The sequence below is a fragment of the Acidisoma sp. genome (assembly GCF_965199065.1).
Taxonomy (GTDB): Bacteria; Pseudomonadota; Alphaproteobacteria; order Acetobacterales; family Acetobacteraceae; genus Acidisoma.
The window spans coordinates 168,213-183,197 of the sequence record NZ_CBDAQN010000003.1; the positions used below are offsets into that span (position 1 = coordinate 168,213).

Genomic DNA, 14,985 nt, shown 5'->3' on the forward strand with positions numbered 1-14,985 from the left:
CTGTATTGAGGCCGTTTGCTAGGCTGCAGCCAAAGCGCCCTCGATGAGCGCGACCGTCTCACCGATCCCATAGAGTGCCACGAACCCGCCGAACCGCGGGCCCTCCGTCTGCCCGAGCAGAACCTGATAGAGGCAGCCGAACCACGCCTTCAGCTCCGGGAACGGATGCCGCTTGCCGACCTCGTAGACAGCCGTCTGGATCGCCTCGCCCGAAGTGCCGGGGGGCAGCTGGCGCAACGTCTCCGCCAGATCGATGAGCGCCGCGCGCTCCACCTCCGTGGGCTGGCGGAACTGCTTCTTCGGCCGCACGAAGTCCTGGTAGTAGGCGATCGCGTAGCCGACGAGCTTGGCCAGGAACGGCGCCGTCTCCGGCGTGAGGTCCGGCGAATACTGGCGGATGAAGCCCCACAGCATGTCCGGCGTCTCGGCATTCACCACGCTGGCGAGGTTCAGCAGCATTCCGAAACCGATCGGGCTGCCAGCATCGGGCGGCACCGGCCCGCCATGGATGAACCACGCCGGATTGCTCTCGTCGACCGTCTCGTCCCGTTGCGCCTTCGCGACGTGCGCGAGGTAGTCGTCCACCGCGCGCGGGATCACGTCGAAGAACAGCCGCTTGGCCCGCTGCGGCTGGTTGAACATGAAAAGCGAGAGGCTCTCGGCCGGGGCGTATTTGAGCCACTCGTCGATCGAAAGCCCGTTGCCTTTCGACTTGCTGATCTTCTGGCCGCGATCATCCAGGAACAGCTCGTAGTTGAACCCGGCCGGCGGCTCGGCGCCGAGAATGCGGCAGATCGCCCCCGAGAGCTTCATGCCCTCGATATGGTCCTTGCCGGCCATCTCGTAGTCGACGCCCAGGCCCGCCCAGCGCATGGCCCAATCGGCCTTCCATTGCATCTTGGCGCCGCCGCCGGTGACCGGCGTCTCGTACCAGGTGCCGTCCTCCGGGTCGCGCCAGCCAACGGTGCCCGCCTCCGGATCGATCTTTTCGATCAGCACCTGCATGACGATCCCCGTTCGCGGATGGATCGGCAGGATGGGCGAGTAGGTCGCGCGCCGCTCCGGCCCCAGCGTCGGCAGGACGACGGCCACGATCTCGTCGTGGCGGCGCAGCGCCTGACGCAACGCATCGTCGAAGCCGCCCGAGCGATACACGTCCGTCGCCGAGATGAACTCGTAGTCGAAGCCGAAGCCGTCGAGGAAGGCACGGAGGCGCGCGTTGTTGTGGGCGCCGAAACTCTCGTGGGTGCCGAAGGGGTCGGGCACGTCGGTGAGCGGCTTGCCGAGGAAGTCCCGCAGCATCTCGCGGTTCGGCACGTTGTCGGGCACCTTGCGCATGCCATCCATATCGTCCGAGAAGGCGATGAGGCGGGACGGCAGGCCGGTCAGCGCGGTAAAGGCTTGCCGCACCCAGGTGGTACGGGCGACCTCGCCGAAGGTGCCAATATGCGGCAGGCCGGAGGGGCCGTAGCCGGTCTCGAACAGCGCCACCTGTTTGCCGGTCGCCTCCATGCGGGCGACAAGCTTCGCCGCCTCCTCGAAGGGCCAGGACTTGGGCGCGTTTCGTGCGGGCTGGTTCATAAACAAAACCACTAAGAAGGGCCTATACTCCGGTCAATGAAGGTTGCGGTATGAGTGCGTCCCATGGCGCCGGGCGAGTTGCCCTGCCGGAGTGGCCTGCCTTGGTGGCGGGCACCGGCATCGCTGGCCTCCTCACGGCGGACGGCGAGATGCTGTCCCTGTCCGCCGGCGAGGTGACGCAGCAGCTGGGCGCGCTCGGGCCGCCGCTGCTCATCCATGCCCCGGCGACGTGGCGGCGGCTCGGCATCGCGCCGGTGCCGGCCTACGACCTGCTCGAACTCTTCGCGTTCGTCATGCCGGCGCAACCCGCCGTGCCGACGGCGCGCGGCCTCGCGCAGGCGCTGGGCGTGCCGCTGCCGGGCAAAGGACTGGAGAACGCCGCCGCCGCGCTGCCCGCGTTGGCCGTCGCCCTGCTGCGACGATTGCAGGCGGAGGCGCATCTGCCCGCGAACAAGGACGCGGCACAGCTCGCCATCCGCATGGGCCGTGCCGGCTGGGTGTGGGGTCCGCTCGCGGCGGAGGCCCTGGCGCTCGCCGGTGCCGCGGCCACGCCGTCGAAGGACAACAACGCCTTCCGCGTCTGGCGCCGCCTGCCCGAATGGGAGGAACAGGCGCCGCCGTCGCCGCCGTCGTCGCTGCCGGTGTCCTCGCTCGAGGCGCGCGCGCGGCTGGCCCAGTTGGTCGGCCCGGATGCCGAGCAGCGCCAGGGGCAGGCCGACTACGCCTCAGCCGCCGCCGCCGCGTTCGAGCCGCGCCGCGCCGAGGGCGCGCCGCATATGGTGCTGGCCGAGGCCGGCACGGGCACCGGGAAGACGCTCGGCTATGTCGCCCCCGCCAGCCTCTGGGCCGAGCGCAACCACGCGCCGGTCTGGATCAGCACCTTTACCCGCCATCTGCAACGGCAGGTGGAGAGCGAGTTGGAGCGGCTGTTCCCGGACCCCGTCGAGCGCCGTCGCCGCGTCGTGCTCCGCAAGGGGCGCGAGAACTACCTGTGCCTGCTCAACCTGGAGGACGCCGTGACCTCGGCTCTGAGCGGGATGAGCCCGGCGCTCACCACGCCGCTGGGGCTGATCGCGCGGTGGGCGGCGTTGACGACGGATGGCGATATCCTCGGCGGCGACCTGCCCGGCTGGTTCATCGAGATCTTCGGCGCGCCGCTGCTCGGCAGCCTCGCCGACCGGCGCGGCGAGTGCCTCTATGCCGCCTGCAACCACTGGAAGCGCTGCTTCGTCGAGCACGGCATCCGGCGCGCCCGCGAGGCCGATCTCGTCGTCGCCAACCACGCGCTCGTGCTGACCCAGGCGGCCTGGGGCGGGCTCGACGACGCCTACGTTCCCACCCGCTACGTCTTCGACGAGGGGCACCATCTGTTCGACGCCGCCGACGCCGCGTTCTCGGCCGAACTCTCGGGCCGCGAGGCGTCGGAATTGCGCCGCTGGATGCTCGGCGCCGAGGGGATGCGCTCGCGCGGGCGCGGCCTCTCGGCCCGCATCGGCGACCTCGTGGCCGACAAGCCCGATCTGCTCACGCCGCTGGAGGCCGCACTGACCGCCGCCCGCGCCCTGCCCGCCCCCGGCTGGGCCAGCCGCATCGCGACGGACGCCGCGCCGCCACCGGAAGGCACGATCGTCGAGCCCGCCACCACAAATCCGGCCGAGGCGTTTTTCCTGGCGTTGCGGGCGCAGGTGCTCGCGCGTCTCTCCAGTAGCGGCACCGAGGACGAAGCCCGCACCGGCTTCGCCGCCGAATGCGACCTCTACCCGGTGGCCGAGGCAGTGACCGCCGCCGCCGATGTGCTCAAACGCGCCCTTACCCGGATCGGCGAGCCGCTGACGACGCTCATGCAGCGGCTGCTCGCACGGCTGGACGACGAGGCCGAGGAACTGGACCCCTCGACGCGAGCCCGCATCGAAGGCATGGGCCGCACACTCAGGCGCCGCGCGGTGGAGCCGCTGCGGGCGTGGCAGACGATGCTGACGGAACTGGCCGAGCCCCGGCCCGAGGCCGGCAAGTTCCTCGGCCATGTGCAGTTCCTGCGGCTCGACCGTGGCGAGGCGGGCGTGCGTAACGTGGCCCTGCTGCGCCACTGGCTCGACCCGACGGTGCCGTTCTCGACCGTGCTCGCAGCGCCCGCGCATGGGCTGCTGGTGACATCGGCGACGCTGCGCGACGGCGGCGAGGACGATCCGGAACTCGCCTGGGCGGTGGCCGAGGCCCGCATCGGCACGAACCACCTTCCCCTGCCCGCGATCCGCGCCAGCCTGCCGAGCCCCTTCGACTACGCCGCGCGCACCCGCGCCTTCGTCGTCACCGACGTGGACACCGGCGACCCGGCCGCCCTCGCCGCCGCCTACCGCACGCTGTTCCTGGCCTCGGGCGGGGGCGGGCTTGGGTTGTTCACCGCCATCGGCCGCCTGCGCTCCGTCCATCGCCGCATCGCGCCGGCGCTGGAGCAGGCCGGCATGCCCCTGTACGCCCAGCATATCGACGCCATGAACAACGGCACGCTAGTCGACATTTTCCGGGCCGAGGAGGACAGCTGCCTGCTCGGCACCGACGCGATGCGTGACGGCGTCGATGTGCCCGGCCGTGCGTTGCGGCTTGTGGTGTTCGAGCGCGTGCCCTGGCCGAGGCCCGATATCCTGCATCGCGAGCGCCGCATCCACCTCTCGGGCGGCGCGCCCAAGGAATACGATGACCGCATTGCTCGTCTGCGGCTGCGACAGGCTTTCGGGCGGCTCATTCGACGGGTAGATGATCGTGGCGTCTTCGTGCTGCTCGACCGTCGGACGCCTAGCCGGTTGCTCTCGGCCTTCCCACCTGGGGTCGAGGTGCGGCGGGTTGGCCTCGCCGAGGCTGCAACGACGACCCAGGACTTTCTCGCCAATGCCCCAGCCGACAGAGGCCTCTAGCATCAACCAGGCGACGGGGGCGGCGGCAGTCTCGCACCCTCGGATCATCATCGCGGCGATGCTCATCTCCACCTTCATGGCGGCGGTCGAGGTCACCGTCATCAGCACCGCCATGCCGACCATCGTCGCAAAGCTTGGCGGGTTCCGGCTGTTCTCCTGGACCTTCGGCATCTACCTGCTGACGCAGGCCGTCATGACGCCGCTGTATGGACGGCTTGCCGACAGCTTCGGCCGCCGCGCCGTCTACCTCGGCAGCACGGCCCTGTTCCTGGTCGGCTCGCTGCTGTGCGGCTGCGCCTGGAGCATGGTCTCGCTCATCGTCTTCCGCGCCATCCAGGGGATTGGCGGCGGCGGCCTCGCGCCGATGGCGACCACGATCATCGGCGACATCTGCAAGCCCACCGACCGCGCCCGCATCATGGGCTATGTCAGCGGCATCTGGGGGATCGCCGCCATCGTCGGTCCGCTGCTCGGCGCCTTCTTCGTCCACACCCTCGGCTGGCCCTTCGTCTTCTGGGTCAACCTGCCCATCGGCGTCGTCACCATGGCGATGGTCGCGCGCTATCTCCACGAATCCCACCATAACAAGACGCATACGCCCATAGACCTGCCGGGCTGCGCGCTGCTGATCGCCGGCCTCGGCATCATGATGGCGGCGCTGGTGGACTTCGACCGCCTCGGCACGCCGCGTCTGGCCGGCCTCCTGGCCATCGCGGCGGTGGCTCTCGCGGGTTTCGGCCTGCGGGAGCGGCAACTGCGGCATCCCCTGTTGCCGCTGCACCTGCTCCGCCGGCCGCTGCTCCTGGCCGCCTTCGCATCGGCGCTGCTCGGCGGCGGCCTGCTCATCGGCATGACCGCCTTCCTGCCCACCTGGGTGCAGGGCGTGGCCGGCGGCGGCGCCTTGGATGCGGGCATCAACCTCGGCATCATGACCGTCGCCTGGACGATAACGAGCATGACGCTCGGCCGCGCCATCGGGCGCCTCGGCAACCGGCCGATGGCACTCGGGGCGGCGGTGGCTCTCCTCGTGGGGACCGTCGCCCTGGTCATGGTCGCCAGCGGGCACAGCCTGCTCTGGGTGGACATCGTCTCCATTCCGATCGGCGCCGGCATGGGTCTGACCAGCATCGTCTTCACCCTCGCCGTTCAGTCGGGCGTCGCCCATACCGACCGGGGCCGCGCGACCGCCCTGTTCTTCTTCTGCCGGCTGATGGGGCAGGCGCTCGGTGCCGCGGCCTTCGGCGGCGTCCTGAATGCCGGACTTACACATGCTGGCGTCCATGACGTGCTGCGTGACCTCGTCAACCCGCACATCCGGGCGACCATGTCCCCGGGCGATCTGCAGCGGCTGACAGGCTTGCTCAGCGACGCGTTGCACGGCGTCTTCGTCCTCGGCGTCATCCTGTCGGTGGGCGTGATGATCGTCGCCGTCCTGGTCCCGCGCGGCCGGCGGGACACGTCCACTCATGCCCAAGTCGTGAGCGAGCCATCGGGAGCGCATTAATGATTTCGAAACGGTCCGTTCGCTATCTCATGGCGAGCGGTTAGTTTCTCACGAAGCGGGGCAAGCATCCTCGCCTCCTGCGATAGGCCGCGCTCGCATCGCTCGCCGGCTTGGAGCGCCTGCTGTTCCAAGTGCCGCATGGAGGCTTCGTTGGGTTTGGCAAAGACAGGGATCGGCGCCTTTCTGAAGGTGTTCGCCCTTCCGGTCGACGACCCGGAACTGGCGCGCTCCCAGATTGCCGCGTTCTCGAAACAAATTCCCCTTCTCTACGCGATTCTCACGGTCAACGCGCTGGGGTTGGCGGCGACGCATGCGCGAACGGCTCCGCCGGCGCTGACCATCGTCATCCCGGTCGTTCTCTGCGTGATGTGCTACGTGCGCGGCCGATATTGGTGGCGGCTCGACGTGACGGCGCTCACCTGCGATCAGGCCGTCCACATGCTGCGCATGACGATGCGCTTCGTGACCATCCTTTCCCTGGTGTTCACGGCCTGGTCGCTCAGCCTCTACCCGTACGGCGACGCCTATGCGAAATGCCATGTCGCCTTCTACATGTCGATCACGCTCATCAGCTGCATCCTGTGCCTGATGCATCTGCGCGGCGCCGCCCTGCTGCTGACCGCGATCGTGGTTCTGCCGTTCACTATCTTCTTCTTGTGCACGGGCAACCTTGTCCTGATCGCCATGGCGGTGGACCTCGTCCTGGTCACCGGCGGGCTGATCGCCATCATGCTCCGGAACTACGATGACTTCGCGGGCCTCATCCGGTCGCGCGGAACCCTTCTCGATCGGCAGCGGGACATGCAGATCCTCAGCGACGAGAACCATCGGCTCGCCTACCTCGACGCTCTGACACGGTTGCCCAATCGCCGCAGCTTTCTCGCGAGGCTCGACGAGACAATACTCACGGCGGCGCAGCAGCCGGTATGCTTTGCTGTGGCGCTTCTGGATCTCGACGGTTTCAAGAGCGTCAACGACGTCCATGGTCATGCGGCGGGGGACGAACTTCTCGCTCAGATCGGGCGGCGGCTGGAGGGGCTGGCCACGCCGGACGTTTTTCTTGCCCGCCTCGGCGGCGACGAGTTCGGCATGATCCTCACGAGGTTCGGGTCGGACGGCGAGATCATGGCCTTCGGCGAGGAGGTGCTGGATCTTCTGCGCGCGCCCTGCCGGGTGAAGGATGCGATGGTGGCGATCGCGGGCTCCATCGGCGTCGCCATCTTTCCAGAGGGGGGACGCACCGCCGAAGACCTTTTCGAGCACGCGGATTATGCCCTCTACTACGTCAAGCAGACCCAGAAGGGGCAGGTCGTCATCTTCTCCGAGAGCCACGAGGGCATCGTGCGTCGGAACGGGCGCATCGAGCAGGCGTTGCGGCGCGCGGATCTCGAGCGTGAACTGGAGATCGTCTACCAGCCCATCATCGACACCATGACCAACAGCGTCGTGGCCTTCGAGGCCCTGGCGCGTTGGAACAGCCCGGACATCGGACCGATCAGTCCGCAGATTTTCCTGCCGATCGCGGAACGGCGGCAGCTGATGGGCAAGATCACGGAAACCTTGCTTGCGAAGGCACTGGAGGTGGCGCGGCTGTGGCCGCGGCATGTGACGTTGTGCTTCAACCTGTCGGCCTGCGATGTGATGAACCCGGCGACGATCGCCGCCGTGCAGCGCATCGTTCTGAAGAGCGGCATCGAGCCCAGCCGGGTGGAGTTCGAAATCACCGAGACTGCGGCGATGGAGGATTTCGCGCAGGTGGTCGAGTCGATCGGCCTGCTGCGCGATCTCGGCGCGCGCATCGCGCTCGACGATTTCGGCTCCGGCTTTTCGAGTCTCGGCCGACTGATTCTCCTCAAGGTCGACAAGATCAAGATCGACAAGAGCTTCGTGAGCGAGATCGGCCACAGCCGGATGGCGCCGAGCATCATCCGTTCCGTCGTCAACCTTTGCGCGGATCTCGGGATCGATTGCGTCGTCGAAGGCGTCGAGACGGAGTTTCAGCGCGCCATCCTGGAGGGCTTGGGTTGCCGTTGGATGCAGGGCTTTCTGTTCAGCAAGCCCATCTCGGCGCGCAGCCTGAAATCGCTCCTGTCGGAGGACGATCGTGCGGCCCAGGTCAGGCCCCGGGTTCCGCTCGCGCTGACATAGAAATCGTTGTGCGATCGATGTTCGTTTCCTTGTCCGCGAATGGCCGCGTTGCGGTCGGAGAGTCGCCATAAAGTTAGTATGACAAGCGGGGTTGCCGGCTCTGCCGAGATCGTCGACTGTGCATGTCGACAGGTCGCCAGCCGAAGAGACGCGCGAAGATGCATGCAGCAGGGCGGCCTCAGGCCGAGACGGACACCTCCGGCAGCTACAAATGGGTTGCGCTGAGCAACACGACGCTCGGCATGCTGGCGGCGACCATCAATAGCTCCATCCTGCTGATCAGCCTGCCGGCGGTGTTCCGCGGCATCGGGTTGCGGGCGCTCGACCCCGGCAACATCAACTACCTGCTCTGGGCCATCATCGGCTATATGATCGCAACCGCAGTGCTCGTCGTGTCGTTCGGGCGGCTCGGCGACCAGTATGGCCGGGCGCGCATGTACAGCCTGGGCTTCGCGATCTTCACGGTTGCGGCCCTGGCACTCGGCCTGCTGCCCGGACGGGGCGATTTTGCCGCCACCTACCTCATCGCCGTCCGCGTCATCCAGGGCATCGGCGGCGCGCTGATCATGGCGAATTCCACCGCCATCCTCACCGACGCCTTCCCGGCCAAGGAGCGTGGCTTCGCTCTCGGCATCAACGTGGTCGCGGCCATCGGCGGTCAGTTCCTCGGCCTCGTGATCGGCGGCCTGCTCGCAGACACCAGTTGGCGGCTCGTCTTCTGGGTCAATGTCCCGATCGGCCTCGTCGGCACCGTCTGGGCCTACTTCAAGCTGCGCGACGGGCCGGTGCGTGCGTCGCGCGCCGGGATCGACTGGGGCGGCAACCTGACCTTCGGGCTCGGCCTCGTGTTCATCCTCAGCGCCATCACCTACGGCATCCAGCCCTACGGCCATGACGTCATGGCCTGGACAAGCCCGCGCGTGCTCACTCTGTTCGGCCTGGGGCTGCTCTCCCTCATCGCCTTCCTGGTCATCGAGCGCATCGTCAGCCGTCCAATGCTCGATTTCCGGCTGTTGCGGATCGCGCCCCTCGCCTTCGGCAACATCGCCAACCTCACCTCCTCCATCGGGCGCGGCGGGTTGCAGTTCATGCTCATCATCTGGCTGCAGGGAATCTGGCTGCCGCTGCACGGCTATTCCTTCGAGCAGACGCCGCTGTGGTCGGCGGTCTTCATGCTGCCGCTCACGATCGGCTTCCTGCTGGCGGGGCCTGCCTCCGGCTACTTCTCGGACCGGCTGGGCGGGTTGCCGTTCGCCCTCGGCGGCATGGGCCTGGGCGCGGCGAGCTTCATCGCGCTGATGCTGCTGCCGGCCGATTTCTCCTACACGCTGTTCGCCGCCCTGCTCTTCGCGAACGGGCTCGGCTCCGGGCTGTTCGCGGCGCCCAACATGACGCAGATCATGAACTCCGTGCCCGCGCACGAGCGAGGGCAAGCCTCGGGCCTGCGCGCGACGACCACCAACGTCGGCACGGTGATGTCGATCGGCGTCTTCTTCAGCCTGATGCTGGCGGGGCTGGCGGAGAGCCTGCGGCCATCGATGGAAGCCGGGCTGCTCGCCCAGAACGTGCCGCCCGCCGTCGCCCACGCGGTCGCGATGACGCCGCCGGTCTCCAGCCTCTTCGCGGCCTTCCTCGGCTATAACCCGATGAGCCAGTTGATCCCGCCCGCGGTATTGCACGCGCTCCCGCCGGGCAACGCCGCGACGCTCACCGGCAAGCTGTTCTTTCCCGCCCTCATGTCCGGGCCGTTCAAGCATGGGCTGGCCTTCGCGTTCAGCTTCTCGGCACTGCTGTATGTGCTGGCAGGCGTCGCCTCCTGGCGCGGAGGCATGCGCATCGCTCAGGAGGTCGAGGTTCCGCCGGGCGTCGCGCCGGAGCCATCTCGCCAGGAAATGCAGCCGGCGAGGCCGGGCCTATGACCGGGCTTCTGACCCCACGACTTCGCCTGCGGCCCTGGCGCGCCGAGGATCGCGCGCCGTTCGCGGCGATCAATGCGGAGCCGGCGGTCGCGCGGCATCTCTCGCCCACATCGCGAGCGCTGTCGGACGCCTTGCTCGACCGGATCGACCAGCACTTCGCCGGGCATAGCTGGGGCTTCTGGGCGGTCGAGGACCGCGCCACGGAGACGCTCATCGGTCTGTGCGGGCTGGCGCACATCCCTTGGGAGGCTTTCTTCACCCCGGCGGTCGAGATCGGCTGGCGGCTGTCGACCGACTGGCAGCGGCGCGGGCTGGCCCGGGAAGCCGCCGAAGCCTCACTGGATTTCGCGTTCGGCACGCTCGGACTGGATCGGGTCGTGGCCTTCACGGTCCCCGCCAACACCGCATCCTGGGGCTTGATGGAGCGGCTGGGGATGCGGCGGATCGGCGAATTCGACCATCCCAATGTGGCGGAGGGCGATCCTCTACGGGCGCACGTCGCCTACGAGATCACCGCTCCAGCAGGACGAGCGGCACCTTCGACGTGACGGGCGCCTTGGCGAAATCGCGGTCGAAGGTCACGAGCCGGTCGGCGCGCGACTGCTCCGCATGCAGCAGGATGACGCCGTCGGCGAAGTCACGCCCGCTTTGGAGATAAGACAGTCCAGCCTCGGCCTCCAAGCGATTCACCTCGACCCGGTCTGAGGTAATGAAGGCGCGCAGCACATCGGCGACCCTCTGCCTGGACAGTTTGTGCGCACGTGAAAGAACCCAGACCGTCTCGCAGAGCACGGTGGTCGAGACGATCACTGCCTCGGCAGCCTCTATTGCTGCTGTGGCGAGTGCCGTCTGAGGCTCGTCGTCCTCTGTTAGAAAGCGGACCAGAATGTTGGTGTCGATCGCGATCCTCAAGGATACTCGACGCTCTCGATCGCTTCCTGCATCTCCTCCAGCGTTATCGGCCGTGTAACTTCTCGACGGAGTATGCCGCGTAGGCGGCTGAGCGGCGCGCCGGCACCCGCTGCCCGCAACTCGACGCGTCCATCGGGGAGCAGATCGACCTCCACCTTCTCCCCGGGCTTCGTGCCGAGATGCTCGAGCACCGCTTGCCGCAGCGTGACCTGCCCCTTTGCCGTCACCGTCAATTCAATCGCCATGACCATCTCCTCACAAACCCGATGTAAGGCATGGACCACCTTACAACAACCCAATCTTCGGTTACAGCCTGCAGGAGCGTGATCGGCCGGCAGCCCCGCCCCCCCTGTCGCATCGGTGCTCCACCGTCTAGGTTTCGCCGGTCAGGAACGTCACCACAAGGAATATTGCATGAGCTACGAACCCGCTTCCGGCCGCTATGACAATGCCATGCCCTATCGTCGCTGCGGCCGCTCGGGCCTCGATCTGCCGGCCATCTCGCTTGGCCTATGGCACAACTTCGGCGGCAAGGATGTCTTCGAGACCGGACGCGCCGTCATCCGCCGCGCCTTCGACCGCGGCGTCACCCACTTCGACCTTGCGAACAACTACGGACCGCCATACGGCTCGGCCGAGGAGAACTTCGGCCTCATCCTTCAGAAGGATTTTCAGGCCTATCGCGACGAGCTGGTCATCTCCAGCAAGGCCGGCTGGGACATGTGGCCCGGACCCTACGGCTTCGGCGGCAGCCGCAAATACCTGATCGCCAGCTGCGACCAGAGCCTCCAGCGCATGGGCCTCGACTATGTCGACATCTTCTACTCCCACCGCCCCGACCCCAGCACGCCGCTGGAGGAGACGATGGGCGCGCTCGCCACGCTCGTCGGCCAGGGCAAGGCGCTCTATGTCGGCATCTCCTCCTACGGCCCGGAGCTGACCCGCAAGGCGGCTGCCATCCTCGAGGACCTCGGCGTGCCGCTGCTCATCCACCAGCCGTCCTATTCCATGCTCAACCGCTGGGTCGAGGACGGGCTGCTCGACACCCTCACGGACATCGGCACTGGCTGCATCGCCTTCTCGCCGCTCGCCCAGGGCCTGCTCACAAGCAAGTATCTGAACGGCGTGCCCGAGGGCACCCGCGCCTCCAAAGGCAGTTCCTTCGACCAGGGGCTGATCACCGAGGAGAACCTCACCCGCGTGCGCGCACTCAACGACATCGCCAAGAAGCGCGGCCAGACGTTGGCGCAGATGGCGATTGCCTGGGTGCTGCGCGGACCCGCCGTGACCTCGGCGCTCATCGGCGCGCGCAATGTTCAGCAGCTCGATGACGCGCTTGACGCCTCAAAGAACATTGCCTTCTCAAAAGACGAGCTGGCGGATATCGACCGGCACGCCCAGGAAGGCGGTATCGATCTTTGGCGGAAGGTTTCTGCCGCGGCCTGACCGGCCGGGTTACGCTTTTCCATCGATCGGCCTATGAGGACGGGCCAATCGAAGGAGAGCGATAGTGAACGCTGCCGCCGAACCCCATCCCTCCTCTGGCCCTGCGGGGCCGGATGCCTCAGGCGAGCCCCCCTATGCCGTGGGCGCGTCGCTGTCCTTGCAGGAGCGGCAGTACCGCACGCTGAAGAACGCCGACATGTTCGGCGTCTTCGATCTCTGCGGCAATATCCAGCCTTACTCGGGCGGCACCGAGGGGCTCTACAACCGCGACACCCGCCACCTCTCCGTCTACGACCTGACGATAGGTGGCGGCCGCCCGGTCCTGCTCAGCTCGACGCTGCGGGACGATAACGGCGCGCTGATCTGCGACCTCGCCAACCCCGATCTCCTGCGCGGCGATGAGGTCATGGTCGAGCACAGCGTCATCCACATGCGGCGCACGCGCTTCATGATCAACGCCACCGTCTTCGAGCGGATCCAGCTGCGCAGCTTCTCGAGCGAAGCCCATTTCATCCGCCTCGAACTCGCCTTCGACGCCGACTTCAAAGACCTTTTCGAGGTCCGCGGCACGCCGCGCGCGAAGCACGGCCGCATCGAGCCCGCCGAGATCAGCGAGAGCAGCGTGACGCTCGCCTATACCGGGCTCGACGACAAACGTCGGCAGACGCGCCTGCGCTTCAGCCCGACGCCCTCGGCGCTCGACGGCGGGCAGGCCATGTTCGACGTGACGCTGCAACCCGGCGAGCAGGCGTTGCTCTACATCGAGATCGCCTGCTCGGACGGCGAACTGCCGACGCGGGACGTACGCGAGACCTATCTGCTCTCCATGGTGGAAACTCGCCGGTGGATGCGCACGCGATCCGCCAAGGCGGCGGCGATGGCGAGCTCCAACGAGCTGTTCAACGAGGCCATCCGCCGCGCGATTTCCGACCTCTACATGCTCATCACCGAGAAGCCGACCGGGCTCTATCCCTATGCCGGCATCCCCTGGTTCTCCGCCGCCTTCGGGCGTGATGCCCTCATCACCGCGCTCCAGGCGCTGTGGGTCGATCCCTCCATCGCTCGCGGGGTGCTCAACTTCCTCGCCGAGAACCAGGCGACAACGGTCGACGCCGCCTCCGACGCGGAGCCGGGCAAGATCCTGCACGAGGTCCGCAACGGAGAGATGGCGGCGCTCGGGGAGGTCCCTTTCCGCCGCTATTACGGCAGCGTCGACAGCACGCCGCTCTTCATCATGCTGGCCGGGGCCTATGTCGAGCGCACGCATGACGAGACGACCGCCTACAGGCTCTGGCCGCATCTCGAAGCGGCGATGGAGTGGATCGAGCGCTACGGCGACCGCGACGGCGACGGCTTCGTCGAGTATTTCCGCGCGACCGGGCAGGGTCTGCAGAATCAGGGCTGGAAGGACAGCTGGGACAGCGTCTTTCATGCCGACGGCAGCCTTGCCGAGGGTCCGATCGCACTCTGCGAGGTGCAGGGCTACGTCTATGCCGCCCGGCTGGCGATGGCCGATATCGGCCGCCGCCTCGGCCACGACCAGATCGCCATGGCCCAGGAGAAGAAGGCCGAGGCCCTCCGGGTGGCGTTCGAGGCCGCCTTCTGGTGCGAGGAGATCAGCACCTATGCGCTGGCGCTCGATGGGCGGAAGCAGCCCTGCCGGGTGCGTTCCTCCAACGCGGGCCATTGTCTGCTGGCCGGCATCGTGTCGCCCGAGCGCGCGCAGCGGCTGGCGGACGGCTTCATGTCGAACGCTTTCTTCACCGGCTGGGGCATCCGCACCATTGCCAGCGGCGAGGCTCGCTTCAACCCGATGGGCTATCACAACGGCTCGGTCTGGCCGCACGACAATACCATGATTGCCCTTGGGCTTGCCCGTTACGGGCATACGGAGGCCGTTTCGAAGATCTTCAACGGTCTTTTCGACGCCGCGCTTTATATCGACATGCGGCGGTTGCCGGAGCTGTTCTGCGGCTTCGCGCGGCGGCGGGCGCAAGGTCCGACCTTCTACCCCGTCGCCTGTTCGCCCCAGGCCTGGGCGGCCACGGCCCTGCCGGCATTGCTGCAAGCCTCGCTCGGGCTCAGCATCGACCCCCCGAGCAACAGCGTCGTCTTCAACAGGCCTACGCTGCCCTCCTTCATGGACGAGATCACCCTGCACAACATCAGCCTGAACTCCGGCCGCATCAGCGTCTTTATCCGGCGTACAGGACGCGAAGTGGCGGTCAACGTGATCGAACGGCATGGCGACGTGCACGTCCTCGTCCGCAGCTAGCAGCCGGGCTTCCGCGCATTTGACGGAATGCTATTGCGTCATTGTAAAGACCCGGTTTGCGACTTCGTGACTGCTGGAAGACCGGAAATTCATCGGGCGGTCTGCCTTTAGAAGCCTTGGCATCAATATGCGAATAAACCATTGCCAAGGCAATTGGCGCGTGTCTGGCGCATCAAGCATGCTGACGACCATGCCGCACATCTTATTATCGGTTGGTGAGGTCGCCATTCAGGAATGATCGCGCATAAGCAGCCTGCCGGGAATGGGGACATCCCGGAGCATGAACCG

General features: G+C 67.2%; 10 protein-coding genes. 7 read left to right on the top strand and 3 right to left on the bottom strand.

What is annotated here, in order from left to right:
* Positions 1-18: 18 nt before the first annotated feature.
* Positions 19-1,581, bottom strand: a complete 1,563-nt coding sequence (locus ACOEQ1_RS09005; protein ID WP_419758914.1) for a lysine--tRNA ligase — start codon at positions 1,579-1,581, stop codon at positions 19-21.
* A gap of 50 nt (positions 1,582-1,631) precedes the next feature.
* Between ACOEQ1_RS09005 and ACOEQ1_RS09010 the strand changes: the two genes are divergently transcribed.
* From ACOEQ1_RS09010 to ACOEQ1_RS09030, 5 genes are all read left to right on the top strand, one after another.
* Positions 1,632-4,493: an ATP-dependent DNA helicase gene (locus ACOEQ1_RS09010; RefSeq protein ID WP_419758915.1), complete on the top strand. Its 2,862-nt coding sequence runs from the start codon at positions 1,632-1,634 to the stop codon at positions 4,491-4,493.
* A complete protein-coding gene (locus ACOEQ1_RS09015) occupies positions 4,468-5,997 on the top strand; it encodes an MFS transporter (RefSeq protein ID WP_419758916.1) in 1,530 nt (509 codons plus the stop codon). The genes ACOEQ1_RS09010 and ACOEQ1_RS09015 overlap by 26 nt, the downstream gene beginning before the upstream one ends.
* Before the next feature lie 150 nt (positions 5,998-6,147).
* Positions 6,148-8,145, top strand: a complete 1,998-nt coding sequence (locus tag ACOEQ1_RS09020; protein ID WP_419758917.1) for a putative bifunctional diguanylate cyclase/phosphodiesterase — start codon at positions 6,148-6,150, stop codon at positions 8,143-8,145.
* 158 nt (positions 8,146-8,303) lie between these two features.
* A complete protein-coding gene (locus ACOEQ1_RS09025; protein ID WP_419758918.1) occupies positions 8,304-10,064 on the top strand; it encodes an MFS transporter in 1,761 nt (586 codons plus the stop codon).
* Entirely contained in the window at positions 10,061-10,612 is a 552-nt protein-coding gene (locus tag ACOEQ1_RS09030) for a GNAT family N-acetyltransferase (protein WP_419758919.1), read from the top strand. Before ACOEQ1_RS09025 ends, ACOEQ1_RS09030 begins: the two co-directional genes overlap by 4 nt.
* Here ACOEQ1_RS09030 and ACOEQ1_RS09035 read toward each other — a convergent pair.
* Entirely contained in the window at positions 10,575-10,976 is a 402-nt protein-coding gene (locus ACOEQ1_RS09035) for a putative toxin-antitoxin system toxin component, PIN family (RefSeq protein WP_419758920.1), read from the bottom strand. The two genes, ACOEQ1_RS09030 and ACOEQ1_RS09035, sit on opposite strands and share 38 nt — an antisense overlap.
* On the bottom strand, positions 10,973-11,221 hold the full coding sequence (locus ACOEQ1_RS09040) for an AbrB/MazE/SpoVT family DNA-binding domain-containing protein (protein WP_419758921.1): 249 nt from the start codon (positions 11,219-11,221) through the stop codon (positions 10,973-10,975). The genes ACOEQ1_RS09035 and ACOEQ1_RS09040 overlap by 4 nt, the downstream gene beginning before the upstream one ends.
* A 169-nt stretch (positions 11,222-11,390) precedes the next feature.
* Here ACOEQ1_RS09040 and mgrA point away from each other — a divergent pair, with 169 nt between their 5' ends.
* Positions 11,391-12,422: an L-glyceraldehyde 3-phosphate reductase gene (gene mgrA / locus ACOEQ1_RS09045; protein ID WP_419758922.1), complete on the top strand. Its 1,032-nt coding sequence runs from the start codon at positions 11,391-11,393 to the stop codon at positions 12,420-12,422.
* Between the two features lie 64 nt (positions 12,423-12,486).
* Entirely contained in the window at positions 12,487-14,697 is a 2,211-nt protein-coding gene (locus ACOEQ1_RS09050; RefSeq protein WP_419758923.1) for a glycogen debranching N-terminal domain-containing protein, read from the top strand.
* Positions 14,698-14,985 lie beyond the last annotated feature (288 nt).